Raw genomic sequence first — 18,205 nt, 5'->3', positions numbered from 1 at the left:
GATTCCAGTGTGCAACCGACCTCCGACAGTAAGACTTCACTCCTCCGGCGTGTTGCCAAGCCGCAGCACCCGTTCCCGCGCCAAGACTTCCTTGCGGCGTTCCCGGTCCGCGGCCCGGGCCGTCTGCTGCGCCAGGGCCGCCGTCAGCTCGGCACGTTTCCGTGCTCCCTTGAGCCCGGTCTCTGCGGCGTCCAGACGCCGCCTGAGGTCGCGCGCCTCATCGGCCAGCCGGGTGGTTTCCGCCGTCGACTCCGCCAACTCCGCGGCCGCGCGGCGTGCTTCCCCTTCGGCCTCCGCGGCGGCCTCCGCAGCCGCCTCCAGGCCGGCCCGCGCCCGTTCCACCGCCGACGGCGTGGGCGTCGCCCGTGCTTTACCAACGGCCCGGAGTCGGGGCTGTTCCGGTGACTTTCCCTCGCTAGTACTGCCGCGTGCGGCCCGTGACGCGGGTTCGCCCCGTGACGCGCGTTCGGCCCGTGTCGCGGGTTCTGTCCCGCGGGCGCCTGCCGCCGGTTCTGTCCCGCGGACGGTGGCCGTTCCCCGCGCGGTTCCAGTACGGGTTGCCGTGGGCGCGTGGCTCCCGGGGACAGCCACGGCGCCGGCGAGATCGACGACGTCGACCCCGTCAGCCGAGAGTGCCCGGAGCAGCCAGCCGCTCTGCACGGCAGCAGCGGCCCCGGGGTCGGCGGTGGCGGCGCGCAGGGTCTGCTCCACTTCGGTCGCCACGGAGGCGCTGATGGCCCGTCCCTGCTCGGCTGCCAAGGCTTGTGCCGTCTTTACCGCGCCGGCCAGAAGCTGGCGCCGTTCCTGGGCGAGGCGGCGGAGGTCGGCGGCATCCAGGGCGTCCTGCGCGGCCTGCATCGATGTTCCCAGGCCGGCCAGCTCGCGCAGGATTTCGGGGTTGTGCGCCGCCAGCATGTTCACCACCCACGCGGCCACGGACGGTTTGGGCAGGGCGCGGACATCGGCGGCCAGGGCACGCTGCTCGGCCGCAGTGAGGCCAACGGTGCTGACGTCTTTGGCCGCGGCCGTTCTTGCCGCCACGAACTCCCCGTACGGCAATGCATACAGCGGCCCTGCAATGCCTTCAAGTTCGCGCGTTCCCATGGAAGCATCATATGAGTCCGTCCCCGCCAGGAAGCCAACCCGCGTCGTCCGTTTGGTCGCGCTAGGGCCCCGACGAGGGGCCCCATGGCCCCGGCTTACACCAATGGAACCAGCGCGGCGGGCACGGCCGCCCGGGCCGCTCGATTCCGTATGGCTGGCTGACGGTCTGGAAAAAGACAATACGCAGGTCAGGCGCCTGTTACCGGGTCGAGGCGCGAAAGAAAATGCGGAAGGAAATATTGACCAAAGTGGTTCTTTCTTGCCTGCGGCTTGGTACTTTTTGAGAGCCGATCCGCATTGTGTGGGCCGGGGGGACCCACAATGACGGATTGAAAGGCTTCACAACCAAGAGCTCACTGCTGTAAAAAATTCTGTGCGCCCCCGGGGAACAGCCAAGGGGGCGCCGACGGCACTTCCCGGCTCAGGCCGGACGGCCCTGACGCATCCGGCCATTACGGCTCCCAGCGACGCTTCCTGCGAACCTGGAAACCGCCCACGCCCTCACGGAGGAACTGTGAAGCTATTTTCGAACCCGCCCCGCCACACCGGCCAGCGGCTTAAACCTGTCACCGCCGCCCTGCTAGGTTCCGCCCTGGCGGGCGTGCTCGCGCTCTCGGTCCTCGCCGTCTCGGCGCAGGCGACGACGGGCGGCGCGCCCCTCGCCGTGGGCGCGGCAACGACTCCGGCGCCCACCGGCTGGCTGCACACCTCCGGCGGGACGATCCTGGACTCGAACAACGCCCCGTACACGATCAAGGCCGCATCCTGGTTCGGCATGGAAACCCCTGACTGCATGCCGCACGGCCTCTGGGGGACCCTGACCATCGACGACGCCCTGGCCAACATCAAGTCGATGGGATTCAACACCGTCCGCCTGCCTTTCTCCAACGAGTGCCTGGCTGCGGCGTCCATCAACGGCAACCTGAATTACTGGGCCAACCGCGCCTACGCGCTTGAGGGCAAAACGCCCTTGGTCCTGATGGACACCGTCATCGCCCGCGCCAAGGCCAACGGCCTCAAAATCATCCTGGACCGACACCGGCCCTCGTCCGCCGACCAGTCCCCGCTCTGGTACACCTCCGCCTACCCGGAGTCGAAATGGATCGCCGACTGGAAGATGCTCGCCACCCGTTACAAGAACGATCCCACCGTCATCGGTGCCGACCTTCACAATGAGCCCGCCGGGGCAGCGACCTGGGGCGGGGCCGCCGCCACCGACTGGCAGGCCGCGTCCACTCGTGGCGGCAACGCCGTGCTTGCTTCCAACCCCAATCTGCTGATCATCATTGAGGGCATTGAAAACCAGGGCAACGGCACCTCCACCTGGTGGGGCGGCGGCCTGGCCGACGTCAAGAACAAGCCGGTCACCCTGGCCACGCCCAACCGCGTGGTGTATTCCCCGCACGACTACCCGGCCTCGCTGTATGCCCAGAAATGGTTCAGCGACGCTAACTACCCCAACAACCTGCCAGCCGTGTGGGATGCCAACTGGGGTTACATCCAGAAGCAGGGCATCGCGCCGGTCTTGCTCGGCGAGTTCGGGACCGCGCTGCAGACCACGTCCGACAAGCAGTGGATGGCGAAGATCGTCTCCTACCTCGGGACCAACTCCATGAGCTTCGCGTACTGGGCGTTCAACCCGAACAGCGGCATCACCGGAGGCCTTGTCCAGGCGGACTGGCGCACGCCGGAGGCCGCCAAACTGACTGCGCTCGCGCCTATCCTGAAGGGCACGCCGTCGCCGTCACCGTCGGTATCCCCGACCCCGACCCCGACGCCGACCGCCACTGCGTCACCTGCGCCGACGGCCACTGCGTCACCGACGCCGACGGTGTTGCCGTCGCCTACAGCCACTGCGTCGCCGTCGCCGACGGCGTCTCCCGCGCCGACGACGGGCGGGTCGATCAGCGCAGTCTGGAAACTCGGCAGTTCGTGGACCGGTGGCTACGTGGCCAACATCGAGGTCACCGGGCTCCGGGCGGCCCCCAGTTGGAGCGTGAGCTGGCCCGACCCGAACGTCACCCGGGTGGCCAACTCCTGGGGCATCAACTGCACGGTGGTTCCCAAGGTGTCGGTGACCTGCAGCGGCGCGGATTGGGCCACCAAGATCGCCGCCGGCCAGAAACTGTCCGTCGGCCTGCAGGTGGATTCGCTGAAAGCCCCTGTCAGTCCGGTGCTGACCCTGAAGTAGCCGGCCGCGCAAAAGCGCGGCGTGACTTTTGACTAGGCGCCTGCTTAGGGAAGTGGCCTGCTCCTGAACTTTCGACGGCGGTCCCGACGGCGGTCCGCGGGACTCACGATGCCCTCAACCCGCGACGTATTGACGGCTGCCCGGCTCCGGCGTAGACCGTGCCGTATCAAACCAATCGCAGGCCGTTGCCTTGCGGCCTGCCGCCTGTGAGGAGAAGAAAATGGCCGTCGCAGTCATCATGGAATTCGCCGGTGCCACGCTGGAGCAGTACGACCAAGTTATAGGCAAGATGGGCCTTACGCCGGGAGGGCCCGCGCCGGCCGGCGCCCTCGGGCACTGGGTGGCCGCCACCGACGACGGGATCCTCGTCACCGATTTATGGCAGACGAGGGAACTCTACGACGCCTTCGCGAAGGACCAGATCGGCCCGTACACTGCCGAGGTCGGTATTCCCGCGCCGCCTACCGTGAAGTATCTGGACGTCCACAACTACTTCACCCCGGGAGCGGGCGCCTGACCGAAGTGAGCGTGCCGAACTGGGACCGGGAGCCGGTACCCGCCAGGACTGCCCGGTCGCCAGTTGCAGGAGACTCGGGAAGAACCCCGGAAATCAACGATTTCCGGGGTTGGGGCCGGGGCGGCCCGCTGGACCCGGGAGACCAGTTCCGCCCGGAGCGCGTTGCTGAATTCGACCACTGTTGCGTGCCGCATTCGCCGTCGTGACGAGCAGCCAGGGAAGGACAGGCCCCTCAACGACCCGCACCGTGTCGCGGCGCCTCCAAAGCTCGAGGAAGGCCGTGGCCATGATGTCTTCTGCGTCATGCCGGTCCCGGGAAAGCCGAAGGATGAAACCGGCCGCGGCCTCAGTGCCCGCCGAGGATCTCCACAAGGGCGTACGAGAGGCCGAATCCGACGGCGATCGCGATCCCGGTGGCGGCGCCGGCGTCCCGGAGCCCCTCCGGCACCATGCGGGTCGTTACGTTCGTCAGGATGCCGCCGGCGGCGAAGGCCAGCGCGAAGGCCACCACCTCGGGCGGGGCTGCCCGCAGCAGCACCGTGAAGAGGGCCACCGACGCGGCGCACAAGAACGTCATGGCCAGCCAGGCGGACATGACGTGGCGGGTGGTCATGCCTGACTTGCGCAGCGGTCCGGTGTCGGCCATGGCCTCGGGCACGCCGCAGAGGAAGACAGCGGCAAGCACCGCGGCACTGATGCCGTAGCCGCTGAGTAGCGCCCCGGTGATAACAACCGCTTCGGCGACCACGGACAGCCCGATCACAAGGAACCTGGGCTCGTGGACGGGAAGTTCCGACAGCCGCCGGCCGCGCACGGCACCCGTCACCACCCATGCCGTCGCCACGGCCCCGCCGATCAGTCCCACCCCGACATAACCGCTTCCGCCGGCCAGCCGCCCGGCCTCGGCGACGAGCTTGTAGGCGACGGCCGAGAGCAGGGCGCCGGCACCGAGCCCGGTCAGGATGCCGAGCAGGACGCTGTTGCCAACGCGCCACCGCAGGGCGAGCAGTCCACCCAGGAAGTACGAGGACCCGGCAAGCAGACCCCAGCCAAATGCCTGCAGCATCGGCGCCCCTTTCGGCTTAGGCACTAAAGCACCGCGCCTAGGCATCATCCCGAACGGCCGCGGGGATGGCAAGGGCCGCGCGCGAGGCGCCGCGGGCTGGAAGCTGTGCTCCGGCCCCGGGGAATGGGGCCGAGCATCACGGCGACAGCAGCCCCTTGGAGGGAACCGGGCCTATTCGGAGACCACCTACCAGCCCATGATCGAACTGCTCCGGTATCTCGAATCACGGCTTCACCTGCTACATCGTCTCCGGCGGCGATCGCGACTTCATGCGGCCCATGACTGCGGACTATTACGGCATCCGGCCGGCGAGGTCCCGGGGGCGGTGTACCTGAGCGAGAGTCGGCAGTGTAAATCTTCCGTTGACCCCAGTTCCTCTGCCAGCCACCTGACCAGCCCTTTGTCCGCCGTGACAGACATGAGTCCACGCGCCGGCGGCTCCCGATGAGGACAGCACCGGAGTAGCCTGACAGCACAAGCGAGAAAGGCATGGAGCATGCGCATTCTTCAGACATCCACCGACGCCCTCAACGTCACACGGATCGACAGGATCGCCTATCTCAACGCTGAAGAGCGGACATTTCTGACCACAACAACCGGCCGGCCGGATTTTGCCACCCCCGGGCAAGGGGAGGTCATTGCCGACATGGGGCGGGACGTTCCCGTCACCTTGGCCTATATCGATGACCAGCTCGAAGGGAGCCTCATCATCGAGCGACTCACTGACCTGATTGCAAACTACGACTGGCCCGTCATCAGATTTGCTGACGTTCGGGAAGCCGTCCGGAAAATGGTCGCCGAAATCCGGTACAGGGAAGCCGAGGATAACGCCGAGCCGGACCGTACCGACCCGCACGAAGACTGATCCGGCTATCACCCTGCCGGGGCTCTGCTGCCGATGGCGGGTCACGGCACTGTGTCAATTTTGGCTGCGTCGTTCTCCTAGCTGGAACAGCAGGGGACTATGTCCCTATGAATAAGCGCACGTCCTGTGTCGTTGCGGCTGTCGCCGCATTATTGAGCGGATGCGCTGCCCCAGCCCCGCCTGCTGCCGGGCCGACCAGCACTGCTCCGCAAACCGCTGTGCGGGGCGAACTGACCGGCAGTGGGACGGTCTTGCAGAAAGGCGACAACCCGCCGGTGTTCTGCCTAGGTGCCATGACTTCTTCCTACCCGCCACAAGCGTGCGGTGGCCCTGTACTCAGGAACTGGGACTGGTCCACCCTGACCGGATACGAAAGGGCAGCCGGCGTCACGTGGGGGAGCTTCACGGTGACGGGAACCTGGGAGAACGGCGAATTCGTCCGAACCCGCGAGCCGGCTCCAGTCTCGCCCACCGAGACTGCTATCCCTGACGCTGCACTGCCCGTCACGGGGAAGCCGGGAACGGGAAACAAGGCACGGCTCATGCAGATTCAACACGATCTTCAATCTGCAGGTGGCCAGCCCATCCTCATATCAGGGATCCAGAATGGTTACCTCGTCATATTGGTTGCCTACGATGACGGCACCATCCAGCGAGAACTGGACAGCAAGTACGGCGCTGACATCATTGTGGTGCGATCCGCACTCAGACCACATGAGTAGCAACGGCACAGCCTACTGGCGAAGACCCCGCGAAAGTGTCGAAATGGTGGGGAAAAGATAGGTCGACGCTGTTGTCAATGAAAACGAAAGAAAACCCCCGGAAATCATCGATTTCCAGGGGTTTCCTTGGCTTGCCGTCAGAGCTTCCTGCCAGAATCGAACTGGCGACCTTCTCATTACGAGTGAGACGCTCTACCAACTGAGCTAAGGAAGCAACCACATGAATGCCCGGCGAACCGGGCGGATCATGCAAGAGACAACTGTAATAGAGTCCCGGCGTCCGGGTCAAAATGAGCGGCAGAAGCCGCCTTGCGGCCCCATCGCGGACCTAGCAGACGGTGTTGTCCGCCGGGACTTTGCCGTCCACCAGGTAATCATCGACGGCGTTGCCGATGCAGCTGTTGGAGCGGCCGTAGGCCGTGTGGCCCTCGCCCTTCCATGTCAGCAGCGAGGCGTTCCCGAGTTGCTTGCGCAGGGCGCTGGCCCATTCCACCGGGGTAGCCGGATCGCCGGTGGTACCCACAACAACAATCGGTGCCGAACCGCTGTACTCCGCCGGGGCAGGGGTACGGAGGTTTTTGTGCGGCCAGTCCTTGCAGTTGCTGCCGCCGTAGGCGAAGTAGTAACCCAGGGTGGGCGACGCCTTGCGGAGCTCTTGGTCCTCGGCGCGCATGGAAGCGGTGTCGGACACCATCGGATAGTCCAGGCAATTGATGGCGTTGAAGGCGAAAGTGCTGTTCGACGTGTAAGTACCGCTGGGATCCCGGTCGGCGCCGAAGTCGGCCAGCTGCAGCATGCCCGTGCCGTCGCCGGTGAGGGCCGTCGCGAGCGCGCGGGTGAGAATCGGCCAGTTGTCATTGTTGTAGAGCGGGATAATGAGGCCGCTGACAAACGTCGAGCCGGAGACCTTCCGGCCGTCCTTCGCCGGCAGCGGGTTCGCGTCGGCCGCGGTGATGGCGTTGTGGATCTTCTGGACGCCTGCCTCGATGCTTCCCGTGAGCGGGCATCCGCTGCTCTGCTGGCATTTGGCGACGTAGGCGTGGAGGGCCTTGTCGAAGGCCAGGGCCTGGCCGCGGGTCAGTTCCTCGTAGCTCAGCGACGGGTCAATGGCACCGTCAAGGACCAGCCGGCCTACGTTGTCCGGGAACAGCGACGCATAGGTGGAGCCCAGGAGGGTCCCGTAGGAGTATCCGAGGTAGTTCAGCTTCGCGTCGTTGGCCACCCCGCGGAGGATGTCAAGGTCCTTCGCGGTGCTGATGGTGTCGACGTGGGCCAGGACCGGTCCGGTCTTCTCCACGCACTTGGCCGCGATGGCCTTGTTGTCGGCGAGGGCCTCGTCCAGTCCGGCGTCGGTGTCCAGGGCGTAGCTCTTGGCGCGGGACGCGTCCCGTTCCTTGTCCGTGAGGCACGAGACCGGGGCGGAACGCTTCACACCGCGGGGGTCGAAGCCCACAATGTCGTAGGCGGACCGGACCTTGTCCGAAATGTTGGTGTTGGCCGCGTCCCTGACGAAGTCGTAACCCGAGCCGCCGGGGCCGCCCGGGTTGACCAGCAGGGTGCCCTTCTTGTCGCCTGTCGTGGCGAGCTTGATGGCGGCAAGCTCAATGCGGTCGCCGTCGGGCTTGCTGTAGTCCAGCGGAACCTTGATCTTGGCGCACTGGAAGCCGTCCCCTTCGCACGGCTTCCAGTCGATCTGCTGGGAGTAGTAGCTGCGCAGTTCCGCCGGCGCCGCGTCGACAATTGACGGGTCCGCCTTCCCAGGTGCCCCCGATGTCGCGGCACTGGACCCGCTGTCGCCCCCGCCGCCGAAAAGGGTGCACGAGGCCAGTGTGATGGCCAGGGCCACGGCGCCGACGGCCCGCATACCGATCGCCAGGGATCGGGATCTTGCGGGCTGGGGTCGAGCAGGCTTCATGCGGTTCTCCTTGGAGGATAGGAACGGAGCGACGATGTTGTTGGTGCGGCCGGGACCGTCAAATAAGGCTGGCAGCCATGGACTCGATCGTCAGCAGCGGAGCCACGTTGGTGGTGGTGATCCGCGTGCGGGCTTTGTTGACAGCGTCCATGCGGGCAAGGGTCACTTCGGCGGTCGAACGGGAGGCGAAGTCTTCGAGCTCGCTTCTGAGTTCAACGTTGACGAGTTCCACGGCGTTCCCCATCTGGATGATCAGGACATCCCGGTAAAAGGACAGCAGGTCCGTCAGAGTGCGGTCAAGGGAATCGGTGACGGAACGCTTGGCACGGCGCTTCTGGTCGTCCTCGAGTTGCTTGACCTGGCTCCGCATGGCCGGCGGCAACGTGCCGCTCTCGGGCGCCCCGAGGGTGGCCAGCAGTGCGGTTTTCTCGGCGGCGTCGCGTTCGTCATTGGAGCTGTTGGCTTCCTCGGTGGCGATCTTGACCAGCTTCTCGGCCATCATGACCGCCGCCGTGACGCCGCGAAGGGACAGGGGAAACCGCACCGTCTCAAGGCGGCGCTCCCGGGCCTCCGGGTCCCGGGCCAGGCGCCGGGCGATCCCGACGTGGCTTTGCGCGGCTCGGGCGGCGCGCTCGGCAACCGCCGGGTCCACGCCGTCACGCTTGACCAGCAGGGCGGCGACGTCGGCGGCCGGCGGAAGCCGCAGCGCCACCGGCCGGCAGCGGGAGCGAATCGTCACGAGGACATCGGCGGGGGAGGGCGCGCAGAGCATCCAGACGGTGCGAGGAGTGGGTTCCTCGATGGCCTTGAGCAGCACATTGGTGGTCCGCTCGGCCATCCGGTCTGCATCCTCCACCACGATGATCCGCCATCGGGCGGACGACGGCCGGTTCCCGGCAGTGGACACGAGTTCGCGTGCCTCATCGATGGTGATGGTGACCTTCTCTGTGCGCACGAACGCGACGTCGGAATGGGTTTCGCCCAGGATGGTCAGGCACGCCGGGCATTCGCCGCAACCCCGCAGGCTGACGTCCTCCTGGTCACAGTTCAGGGCCGCGGCGAAGGCCTTCGCGGCGTTGGAACGGCCGGAGCCTGGCGGGCCGGTGAAAAGCCATGCGTGCGTCAATCCCTCACCCTGGGCAGCCTGGCGCAGCTGGGCCACGACGGCGTCCTGGCCCTGGAGGTCGTCCCAGACGCTCATGCTGTGCTGCTTTGGGTGACGGCCAGCAGGGACTCGACGCGCTCGAAGATCCGGGCGGCGAGTTCGGCGACGGGCAGGCGGGCGGGCAGCACCAAGTAGGCTTCGGGTCGGGCCGCGGCCAGGTCCAGGAAGGCCGACCGGATCTTGGCATGGAATTCGTCGGCCTCGGACTCGAGGCGGTCTTCGGCGGCCTCGCCGGCTGTGCGCCGTTGCCGTCCTACGGCGGGCTCGACGTCGAGAAGTACGGTCAGGTCCGGCTGCAGGTCCGAGGTCGCCCAGGCATTGATGTCCCGGACCGCCTCAGTCCCGAGGCCGCGGCCGGCGCCCTGGTACGCGACCGAGGAGTCGATGTACCGGTCCGTGAGCACGATCTCGCCGCGTTCCAGGGCGGGCCGGATGACCTGGCTCGCGTGCGCGGCACGGGACGCCGCAAAAATAAGGGCCTCGGTATGGGCATCGATGTGGCCGTGGCCGTGATCCAGCACGAGCGAACGCAGCTTCTCGCCGATCGCCGTGCCGCCCGGTTCCCGGGTCCGCAGCACCGTAAAGCCGCCTGATTCCAGCGCTTTGGCGAGTTCGGCCGCCTGCGTGGACTTACCGGCGCCGTCTCCGCCCTCGAAGGCAATAAACAGTCCGGGCAACAGTCTGGGCAACGGCCGGCGGGACGCTCCGGGGCTCTGGGTAGTCACTGTTCAAGAGTACCGACAATCACCGACACTTCAGTGCCCGGCGTAACGGCTTGGGTACCCTGCGGGGCGCCCACGTAACCTGTCTCCATGAGTCTTTCTGAAGAGCAGGCCGCCACGCTTTCGCCGGATTCCCTGGTTGTGGCGGCAGGGCGCCCGCCGCGCACCCGCGACGAACCGGTCAACCCGCCGCTTGTGCTGTCCTCGACCTACTTCGGCACAGGACCGCTGGGCGACGGCGACCGCGGCTACGGCCGGTATTCCAATCCCACGTGGGACCCCTTCGAAGAGGCACTGGCCCAGCTGGAAGGCGCGGACCTACCGGGCCTGCTTTACGCCTCGGGACTCGCCGCCGTGAGTTCGGCCCTGTCCCTGGTGCCCGCCCAAGGCGTGCTCGTGATGCCGTCGCACAGCTACGCGGGTTCGGTCACCATGGCCACCGAACTGGCGGCCAAGGGCTTCCTCGAGCTGCGGACGGTGGACATCGCGGACACCGACGCCGTAGTGGCCGCACTGGCCCCGACCGGCGGCCGCGCTGCCAGCATGCTGTGGCTGGAGAGTCCCACCAACCCCATGCTCGGTATCGCGGACATGCGGGCCCTGACCGCCGCGGCGCATGAGGCCGGCGCGATCGTCGTCACGGACAACACCTTTTCCACGCCCCTGGTGCAGCAGCCTCTGAGCTTGGGCTCCGACGTCGTGCTGCATTCGGTGACCAAATACCTCTCCGGCCACTCCGACGTGGTGCTCGGTGCGCTGGTGACCTCCGACGCCGGTCTCCGCGCCGCCCTGCTGCACCACCGCACCATCCACGGCGGGATCGCCGGACCCTTCGAGGCGTGGTTGGCGCTGCGCGGGCTCCGGACCCTGGCTTTGCGGATCGAGCGTTCGCAGGCGTCGGCCCAGGTCCTGGCCGAAAGGCTCAACGGCCATCCGCGGGTTGCCGGCATCCGCTTTCCCGGCCTGCCCTCGGACCCCGGCCACGTGCGGGCCAAGGAGCAGATGAAGGGGTTCGGGTCCGTCCTGTGCATTGAGGTGGCACCGGTAGTTGGGCAGGACAGTGGCAGCAGCGGCGCGGAAGCCGCGGACCGGATGATCCGCGCCCTGCGCCTCTGGCTCCCCGCCACGTCCCTGGGCGGGGTGGAATCCCTGATCGAACGCCGGCGCCGGCACACGGCCGAGCCGGAGAGCGTGCCGGACAATCTGGTCCGGATGAGCGTGGGCATTGAGAACGTCGAAGACCTTTGGGCCGATTTGGAGCAGGCATTGGGCACTCTGGACGGCTAGGCTGGGGGAGTGGACGGACGCATACTCATTTACTTTGTCGAATCCGGGGTTTACCTGGTCCTGGCCGTCGTGGCCTTTGCCTTGGAGGCATGGGCGTTTTTCGACTGCCTCCGGCACAAGGCCAACGCGTTCGAGGCCGTATCGAAGCGGACCAAGACCTTCTGGCTGGCCCTGACCGGCGGCGCGTTCGCCGTGGGCCTGTTCTCCCTGCTCTCGCAGCTGGGCAGCGGCGGCGGCGCCAGTTCACTCGGCATTTTCGGCCTTGCCGCCGTGACAGCAGCGTCCGTGTACCTTGCCGACGTCCGTCCCGCGGTCAAAGACGCCGGCCGCGGCCGCAACATGGGCCCCTACGGCCCCTGGTGACCGCGGCTACCTAAGCTCGTCCGGCCCCCTAAGTCCGCAATCGCTTAATTTCCCGGCTCCACGGCTTCCCAGCCGACCGTCACTTCGCCCAGCCGCCAGCGGGACGGACCGTCCTGGATGGGCCAGCCGGCGTCGAGCAGCGCACGGCACATTGCTGTAAAGCGCTGCCGGCTGCCAAACGACGCCAGCGGCGCCGCATCCAGCCAGGCCTTGTCCATCGCCTGCAGGTAGGCGTGAATTTTCTCTCCGGGGACGTTGCGGTGGATCAGGGCCTTCGGCAGCCTTTCGGCCACGTCGGAGGGCAGCGCGAACGCGCCGAACCGCATGGACAAACTCAGGCTCAGCGGCCGCTCGACGTCGAGCGCCACCCAGGAGGCACGCCGCCCGATTTCATCACACGTGCCGTCGATAAACAGCCCGCCCGGCGCGAGACGGTCCTGCACCAGCCGCCAGATGCCCGCCACGTCGGCTTCCTCGTATTGCCGCAGCACGTTGAAGGCGCGGACCAGCACGGGATTTCCGGTCACTGGCAGTTCGAAGCCGCCCAGCTGGAACATCAGGCCGGGCCGTTCAAGTGCCTGGGCCTGCCGGACACGCTCCGGTTCGATTTCGATGCCCACCACCTGCATATCCGCGCGGACCGCGGCGAGGCGTTCGAAGAGTTCGACGGCGGTGGCCGGCGAGGCGCCGTAGCCGAGGTCGACGGCGAGGGGATGGGCCGCGGCGCGCAGCCGCCAGGCCTGCGGTCCGGTCAGCCAGCGGTCCACGCGGCGCATCCGGTTGGGGTTCGTGGTTCCACGGGTCACGTTGCCCACGGGCCTGCCGCCACGCGCGCCGCTTCTCGTTCCGCCCTGGTTCCGGGGGGACAGCACCCGTTGAGCCTTCTGCACCACCGGCCAAGCCTATCCTCCAACGAGGGTCACCTCCGGCCCAGGGTGAGCCGCGCGACGGGCCGGAGGGGAGCGTTTACTGCGGTGAAGCGCACACCGTGTAACGCACGGCACCGCCGCCAACCGCTCGGCTAGGATAAAAACCATGACTTACAAGCTGATTCTGCTGCGCCACGGCCACAGCGACTGGAATGCCAAGAACCTTTTCACCGGCTGGGTGGACGTTGACCTCAATGACCAGGGCCGTGCCGAGGCGGTGCGCGGCGGCGAGCTGCTCGTGGAGAACAACATCCTCCCCGACATCCTCTACACCTCGCGGCTGAAGCGGGCCATCAACACGGCGAACATGGCCCTCGAAAAGGCCGACCGCGGCTGGATCGACGTCAAGCGTGACTGGCGGCTCAACGAGCGCCACTACGGCGCGCTGCAGGGCAAGGACAAGGCCCAGACCCTCGCCGAATTCGGCGAGGAGCAGTTCATGCTGTGGCGCCGGTCCTACGACACCCCGCCGCCGCCCCTGGCCGACGATTCCGAGTTCTCCCAGGTGGGGGACCCGCGTTACGCGGACCTCGGCGACGCCATCCCGCGCACCGAATGCCTCAAGGACGTCCTGATCCGACTCATGCCGTACTGGGAATCGGACATCAAGGAAGACCTCAAGGCCGGGAAGACCGTCCTGGTCACAGCTCACGGCAACTCGCTCCGCGCCCTCGTCAAGCACCTTGACGGCATCAGCGACGAGGCCATCGCCGGTCTGAACATCCCCACCGGCATCCCGCTGGTCTACGAACTGGATGAGGACTTCAAGCCGCTGAACCCGGGCGGCACCTACCTCGACCCCGAGGCCGCCGCCGAGGCCATCCAGGCAGTCGCCAACCAGGGCAAGAAGTAAGCGGCACCCGCAACTCAAAATCAAGCGCTAAGCGCAAGCGCAGTACAAACGACGGCGTCCGGCCACCCCCAAGGTGACCGGACGCCGTCGTTGTGTCAGCGCGTTTGTGCCAGCGCAGTTGCCCCAGCGTGTTTGTGGCAGCGCAGTTGCGTCAGAGCGAAGCCGGCGTCAGCTGTGTTCGATGCTGTTCGGCTGCCACGCGCCGGTGACCAGGTACGTGACCTTCTGGGCCACCGAAACGCCGTGGTCGGCGAAGCGCTCAAAGTAGCGGCTCGCCAGGGCAACGTCCACCGTGGTGGCCGGCGACTCCTGCCAGTCGCTGCGCGCGATCGCCTTGAAAACGCTCAGGTGCAGGTCGTTGACGGCGCTGTTGGCCTTCATAATGTCCCGGGCCACGCCAAGATCGCGGGTTGCCAGCAATTCCGTGAGCTTCTGCGCGATCAGCAAGTCCTGTTCCGCGAAGCTCTTGAAGGTCTCGCGCAGCTGATCCGGGACCACTGACGCCGGGTAGCGCAGCCGCGCCAGCTGGGCCAGATGGCGGGCGAGGTCGCCCATGCGCTCCAGCGAGGCGCTCATCCGGAGCGAACCAACCAGCATGCGCAGATCGCTCGCCACCGGCCCCTGAAGGGCAAGGATGTCGATGGCGCGCTCGTCGAGGCTGTTCTGCAGGAAGTCGATGCGGGCATCGGCGGCAATCACGTCCTCGGCGAGGTCGATATCGGCGCCCTCGAAGGCTGTCGTGGCCTTGTCGATGGCCTCTGTGACCAGCGTTGAGATCTCGACGAGCTGTTCCCTTACCTGGGCGAGCTCCTCCTGAAAAACCTTACGCACGTGTGCGTCCTTTCCTCGGAAATATTGCCTGCAATCGAAGTGGCGGGCCTATTTCGGTTCACCTACCGGCGCTCCAACGCTCAACTCTTTCAGTGTCCGGTGAACTGTTACGCCCCAATAGGTGAACGTTAGCTGAACCGGGACCCGAATCGCAGGAGATTTCGGTTTCGGCCCTATGCCAGAGCATAAGCTGGAGCCGTGGATCCAATGCTCATCGGCGTAATCGCCGGCCTGATCGGCCTCTCGTTTGGCATGTTCGGCGTACTCGCGTTCCGCGTGAGTGAGCAGCAACGGCACATTGTCGACGTCGACGTCGACGACCCCTCGCTGCCCGAGGGCGCCGCGGAGGTGCTTGCCGTCCTCGGCCGCGCTTTTGTGGTGGTGGATGCGATCGACGGCGTGGTCCGCGCCAGCCCTGCCGCCTACGCCTATGGCCTGGTCCGCGGGCACACCGTGGTGCACCAGCAGCTGCTGGAACTGACGGCCAAGGTGCGGCGGGACGGTGTCATCCTCGAAAAGCAACTGGAGCTGCCGCGCGGCCCGCTCGGCCAGGGAACGATTATTGTCCAGGTCCGGGCCGCCGTCATTACGGAGGAATACATCCTGCTGCTGGCCGATGACCGGACGGAGCTCACCCGCACCGAGGAAGTCCGCAACGACTTTGTCGCGAACGTCTCCCACGAACTGAAGACCCCGGTCGGGGCGATCTCCCTCCTGGCTGAGGCACTCGAATCGTCCGCTGACGACCCGGAGGCGGTCAAACGGTTCGCCAAGCGCATGCACAAGGAATCGACCCGGCTTGCGGCCCTGGTGCAGGACATCATCGAACTCTCCCGGCTCCAGGGTGCCAACGTCGTGCAGCAGGGCCGCCCGGTGGACATTAACACTGTGGTCAGCGAGGCCGTGGACCGCTCCCAGCTGCCGGCCGAGAGCAAGAACATCCAGCTGGTGGTTGGCCGGCACGCTGATGCCGTGGTCTACGGCGACCAGGACCTCCTCGTGACCGCCCTGCGCAACCTGATCGACAACGCCATCCGGTACTCACCGGAGAACACCAAGGTTGGGGTGGGCCTCCGGGTCAAGGACGGCCTCGTGGCAGTCTCGGTGACGGACCAGGGCGATGGGCTCAGCGCCGAGGACCAGGAGCGTGTCTTTGAGCGCTTCTACCGGGTGGATGCCGCCCGCTCCCGTCAGACCGGAGGCACGGGACTTGGCCTGAGCATCGTCAAGCACGTCATTTCCAACCACGGCGGCGAGGTGACCCTGTGGTCCCAGCCCGGCCAGGGTTCCACGTTCACCATTCGACTTCCCGAGATGGAAGGGCAGGACGACGGCGACGCCTCCGACGCGGGCAAGCCCGCTGCCCACACTTCCGGTCGGTACCCCAGACCGCAACGACGTGACGCCGCCGGCGTCCATGAGCAAGGAGCAACCGCTTGAGCCGGATTCTGATTGTCGAGGACGAGGAGTCCTTCAGCGACCCCCTGTCCTATCTGTTGGGTAAAGAAGGGTTTGAGGTCGAGGTGGTGGACAACGGACTGGACGCCATCACCGAATTCGACCGTAACGGCGCCGACCTCGTCCTCCTGGACCTGCAGCTGCCGGGCCAGTCAGGCACTGAGGTCTGCCGCCAACTCCGGCAGCGCTCCGGGGTGCCCGTGATCATGCTGACGGCCAAGGACTCGGAAATCGACAAGGTGGTAGGGCTGGAGCTGGGCGCCGACGACTACGTCACCAAGCCCTACTCCTCGCGGGAGCTCGTGGCCCGGGTCCGCGCCGTCCTGCGGCGCCAGAGCGAACCGGAGGAACTCGTCTCCAGTACGGTGCAGGCCGGTCCTGTCCGGATGGACATTGAACGCCACGTGGTCAGCGTCGGGGGCGAGCAGATCGCCTTGCCGCTCAAGGAGTTCGAGCTGCTGGAAATGCTGCTGCGGAACTCCGGCCGGGTCCTGACCCGCGGTCAGCTGATCGACAGGGTGTGGGGCTCCGACTATGTGGGGGACACCAAGACCCTCGACGTCCACGTCAAGCGGCTGCGCAGCAAGATCGAACCGGATGCCTCCGCGCCACGGTACCTGATTACCGTCCGCGGGCTGGGTTACAAGTTCGAGCCCTAAAGCCGGACCAAGCTGCCCGGCGGCCCGGCCGGGCAGCTGTAGGTCCAGGACAGCTGCAAGTCGAGGCGACATGCAAAAGGAGGGGGGCCCGCAGGTGCCCTCCTTTTGCGTTAGATCCAGCTTCTGAGCTAGTGGCCGGCGGTGCTGCTCGGCGTGGGCGTTTCGGCCGCAGGTGCCGTCTCAGGCGACGTCGCCGCGTCCGTGGCGGTGGGCTCCGGCGTCGGCAGGTACGCCTTGTAGTCGGCGATCGTGCCGTCCATGACCGGAACCTTGAACTTGGCGTCCTGGCTGGTGCCGTCCTCGGAGATGGTCACCTCGGCCACGGATCCCGGCTTGGCGCCCGCGGCGCTCAGGATCGCCGGGGCGGTGGAGTCGTTGAGCATGGTGTAGGACTTCTGCTTGACCGGAACTTCGGCCTGCGACCCCGCCGCGCCCTTGATGGTCAGCACAACGTCCTTGGAGGAGGTGTTGTACACGGCGCCGATCACGCGGCCCGGCTTGTCCTCGCCGTCGGCGATGATGATGAAGTTGCGCAGCTGCAGCGCTCCGAGGTCAGTGCGGGTTCCGTCGGATGCCGAGTACTGCTCCGAGGTCTGCTGGGGGTTGATGTAGCCACAGCCGGTCACGGACAGCAGGCCAATGCCAAGTGCAGCCGTAGCCATTGCCAGCTTGCCGCGCTGGCCCCGGTTCATCGCAGTGAAACGCACGTCACGCACTCCTTGAGAGTCTTGGAACATTATTCAGCCATAGCCTATCCGCAATCGGCCTCAAACAAGGACTCGGCGCCTACACATAAGCGCAGGGATGCGTGCCGCTCCCGGCGGCCGGAGCCCGCTTGGCGGGGGCCGGAAACCTCTTGGCAGTTAAGGCCAAAGGCACTATTATCCGCATTCGTCAAGGGGTTTGAGGGGGTGGATTGAGGCCATTTTCCCCGGATTCATGCGGTTCCCGGCACCTTTGGGTGCCAGTTGTATGCCTTAATCGTGATAAACTGGTCTGCGGGAAAGGGGAATGTCCACATGGTTTTTGAGGTCGGCGAGACAGTAGTTTACCCTCACCACGGTGCAGCGAAAATTGAAGAAATCAAGATGCGCACTGTCAAGGGCGAAGAGAAGATGTATCTCAAGCTCAAGGTGGCTCAGGGTGATCTGACCATTGAAGTTCCAGCAGAAAACGTTGACCTGGTTGGGGTTCGGGACGTAGTGGGCAAAGAAGGTTTGGAGCACGTGTTCGATGTGCTGCGGGCCGAGTTCACTGAGGAACCCACCAACTGGTCGCGTCGTTACAAGGCAAACCTGGAAAAGCTTGCTTCCGGTGACGTCATCAAGGTAGCTGAGGTCGTCCGCGATCTCTGGCGCCGTGATCACGACCGGGGTCTCTCCGCTGGAGAGAAGCGCATGCTGGCCAAGGCCCGCCAGATCCTGATTTCGGAACTGGCACTGGCTGAGAAGACTGATGAAGAGAAGGCTGCAAGCGTTCTCGACGAGGTCCTGGCTTCCTAACACAGGGCCGGCCCCAGCAGGGCCGGCGCAGATAAGAATCGAACCCCGGTGGCCTC

Annotated in this window: 19 protein-coding genes and 1 tRNA gene; 10 read left to right on the top strand and 10 right to left on the bottom strand. The window is 66.2% G+C overall.

Features of this window, described 5'->3' with window-relative positions:
* Positions 1 to 36: 36 nt before the first annotated feature.
* Positions 37 to 1,104 (bottom strand): hypothetical protein, encoded by a 1,068-nt coding sequence (locus M2428_RS13740; RefSeq protein ID WP_277526507.1) that lies wholly within the window; start codon positions 1,102 to 1,104, stop codon positions 37 to 39.
* 514 nt (positions 1,105 to 1,618) lie between these two features.
* Here M2428_RS13740 and M2428_RS13735 point away from each other — a divergent pair.
* Together M2428_RS13735 and M2428_RS13730 are read left to right on the top strand one after the other, a co-directional pair.
* Positions 1,619 to 3,295 (top strand): cellulase family glycosylhydrolase, encoded by a 1,677-nt coding sequence (locus M2428_RS13735; protein ID WP_277526505.1) that lies wholly within the window; start codon positions 1,619 to 1,621, stop codon positions 3,293 to 3,295.
* A gap of 220 nt (positions 3,296 to 3,515) precedes the next feature.
* Entirely contained in the window at positions 3,516 to 3,812 is a 297-nt protein-coding gene (locus M2428_RS13730; protein ID WP_277526504.1) for a hypothetical protein, read from the top strand.
* Positions 3,813 to 3,905: 93 nt separating this feature from the next.
* On the opposite strand, the gene M2428_RS13725 is transcribed toward M2428_RS13730, so the two are convergent.
* Together M2428_RS13725 and M2428_RS13720 are read right to left on the bottom strand one after the other, a co-directional pair.
* Complete coding sequence (locus tag M2428_RS13725; protein ID WP_277526503.1) at positions 3,906 to 4,184, bottom strand: sigma factor; 279 nt, start codon at positions 4,182 to 4,184, stop codon at positions 3,906 to 3,908.
* Positions 4,159 to 4,878 carry a hypothetical protein gene (locus M2428_RS13720; RefSeq protein ID WP_277526502.1) on the bottom strand — a complete coding sequence of 240 codons (720 nt, stop codon included), beginning with the start codon at positions 4,876 to 4,878 and terminating at the stop codon, positions 4,159 to 4,161. The genes M2428_RS13725 and M2428_RS13720 overlap by 26 nt, the downstream gene beginning before the upstream one ends.
* 496 nt (positions 4,879 to 5,374) lie before the next feature.
* Here M2428_RS13720 and M2428_RS13715 point away from each other — a divergent pair, with 496 nt between their 5' ends.
* Positions 5,375 to 5,743 carry a hypothetical protein gene (locus M2428_RS13715; protein WP_277526501.1) on the top strand — a complete coding sequence of 123 codons (369 nt, stop codon included), beginning with the start codon at positions 5,375 to 5,377 and terminating at the stop codon, positions 5,741 to 5,743.
* 293 nt (positions 5,744 to 6,036) lie between these two features.
* Positions 6,037 to 6,465: a hypothetical protein gene (locus tag M2428_RS13710; RefSeq protein WP_277526500.1), complete on the top strand. Its 429-nt coding sequence runs from the start codon at positions 6,037 to 6,039 to the stop codon at positions 6,463 to 6,465.
* Positions 6,466 to 6,606: 141 nt separating this feature from the next.
* Here M2428_RS13710 and M2428_RS13705 read toward each other — a convergent pair.
* The 4 genes from M2428_RS13705 to tmk all read right to left on the bottom strand — a co-directional run bounded on the left by M2428_RS13705 (position 6,607) and on the right by tmk (position 10,234).
* Positions 6,607 to 6,679, bottom strand: a tRNA-Thr gene (locus M2428_RS13705).
* Positions 6,680 to 6,793: 114 nt separating this feature from the next.
* On the bottom strand, positions 6,794 to 8,380 hold the full coding sequence (locus tag M2428_RS13700; RefSeq protein WP_277526499.1) for an alpha/beta hydrolase: 1,587 nt from the start codon (positions 8,378 to 8,380) through the stop codon (positions 6,794 to 6,796).
* Positions 8,381 to 8,438: 58 nt separating this feature from the next.
* Entirely contained in the window at positions 8,439 to 9,581 is a 1,143-nt protein-coding gene (locus M2428_RS13695; protein WP_277526498.1) for a DNA polymerase III subunit delta', read from the bottom strand.
* Complete coding sequence (gene tmk, locus M2428_RS13690) at positions 9,578 to 10,234, bottom strand: dTMP kinase (protein WP_277526674.1); 657 nt, start codon at positions 10,232 to 10,234, stop codon at positions 9,578 to 9,580. Before tmk ends, M2428_RS13695 begins: the two co-directional genes overlap by 4 nt.
* Positions 10,235 to 10,357: 123 nt before the next feature.
* On the opposite strand from tmk, the gene M2428_RS13685 reads away from it, so the two are divergent.
* Both M2428_RS13685 and M2428_RS13680 read left to right on the top strand, forming a co-directional pair.
* Complete coding sequence (locus M2428_RS13685; RefSeq protein ID WP_277526497.1) at positions 10,358 to 11,554, top strand: aminotransferase class I/II-fold pyridoxal phosphate-dependent enzyme; 1,197 nt, start codon at positions 10,358 to 10,360, stop codon at positions 11,552 to 11,554.
* Positions 11,555 to 11,563: 9 nt separating this feature from the next.
* Positions 11,564 to 11,917 (top strand): DUF2516 family protein, encoded by a 354-nt coding sequence (locus M2428_RS13680; RefSeq protein WP_079552051.1) that lies wholly within the window; start codon positions 11,564 to 11,566, stop codon positions 11,915 to 11,917.
* A 44-nt stretch (positions 11,918 to 11,961) separates the two neighbouring features.
* Here M2428_RS13680 and M2428_RS13675 read toward each other — a convergent pair whose 3' ends face one another.
* Positions 11,962 to 12,810, bottom strand: coding sequence for a class I SAM-dependent methyltransferase (locus tag M2428_RS13675; RefSeq protein WP_277526496.1), 849 nt, complete (start codon positions 12,808 to 12,810; stop codon positions 11,962 to 11,964).
* A 142-nt stretch (positions 12,811 to 12,952) separates the two neighbouring features.
* On the opposite strand from M2428_RS13675, the gene M2428_RS13670 reads away from it, so the two are divergent.
* The gene (locus M2428_RS13670) at positions 12,953 to 13,699 is read left to right on the top strand and encodes a phosphoglyceromutase (RefSeq protein WP_277526495.1); all 747 of its coding nucleotides are present in this window, start codon (positions 12,953 to 12,955) and stop codon (positions 13,697 to 13,699) included.
* Between the two features lie 168 nt (positions 13,700 to 13,867).
* Here M2428_RS13670 and phoU read toward each other — a convergent pair whose 3' ends face one another.
* A complete protein-coding gene (phoU, locus tag M2428_RS13665) occupies positions 13,868 to 14,530 on the bottom strand; it encodes a phosphate signaling complex protein PhoU (RefSeq protein WP_277526494.1) in 663 nt (220 codons plus the stop codon).
* A gap of 207 nt (positions 14,531 to 14,737) precedes the next feature.
* On the opposite strand from phoU, the gene M2428_RS13660 reads away from it, so the two are divergent.
* On the top strand, positions 14,738 to 15,970 hold the full coding sequence (locus M2428_RS13660; protein ID WP_277526673.1) for an ATP-binding protein: 1,233 nt from the start codon (positions 14,738 to 14,740) through the stop codon (positions 15,968 to 15,970).
* Complete coding sequence (locus M2428_RS13655) at positions 15,967 to 16,647, top strand: response regulator transcription factor (protein ID WP_090583992.1); 681 nt, start codon at positions 15,967 to 15,969, stop codon at positions 16,645 to 16,647. The genes M2428_RS13660 and M2428_RS13655 overlap by 4 nt, the downstream gene beginning before the upstream one ends.
* A gap of 128 nt (positions 16,648 to 16,775) precedes the next feature.
* Here M2428_RS13655 and M2428_RS13650 read toward each other — a convergent pair whose 3' ends face one another.
* Entirely contained in the window at positions 16,776 to 17,354 is a 579-nt protein-coding gene (locus M2428_RS13650) for a hypothetical protein (protein ID WP_277526493.1), read from the bottom strand.
* A 312-nt stretch (positions 17,355 to 17,666) separates the two neighbouring features.
* On the opposite strand from M2428_RS13650, the gene M2428_RS13645 reads away from it, so the two are divergent.
* A complete protein-coding gene (locus M2428_RS13645) occupies positions 17,667 to 18,149 on the top strand; it encodes a CarD family transcriptional regulator (protein WP_026266570.1) in 483 nt (160 codons plus the stop codon).
* Positions 18,150 to 18,205 lie beyond the last annotated feature (56 nt).

The organism is Arthrobacter sp. ES3-54 (genome assembly GCF_029504395.1).
Classification (GTDB): Bacteria; Actinomycetota; Actinomycetes; order Actinomycetales; family Micrococcaceae; genus Arthrobacter.
This window is presented reverse-complemented; position numbering and strand designations above follow the sequence as displayed.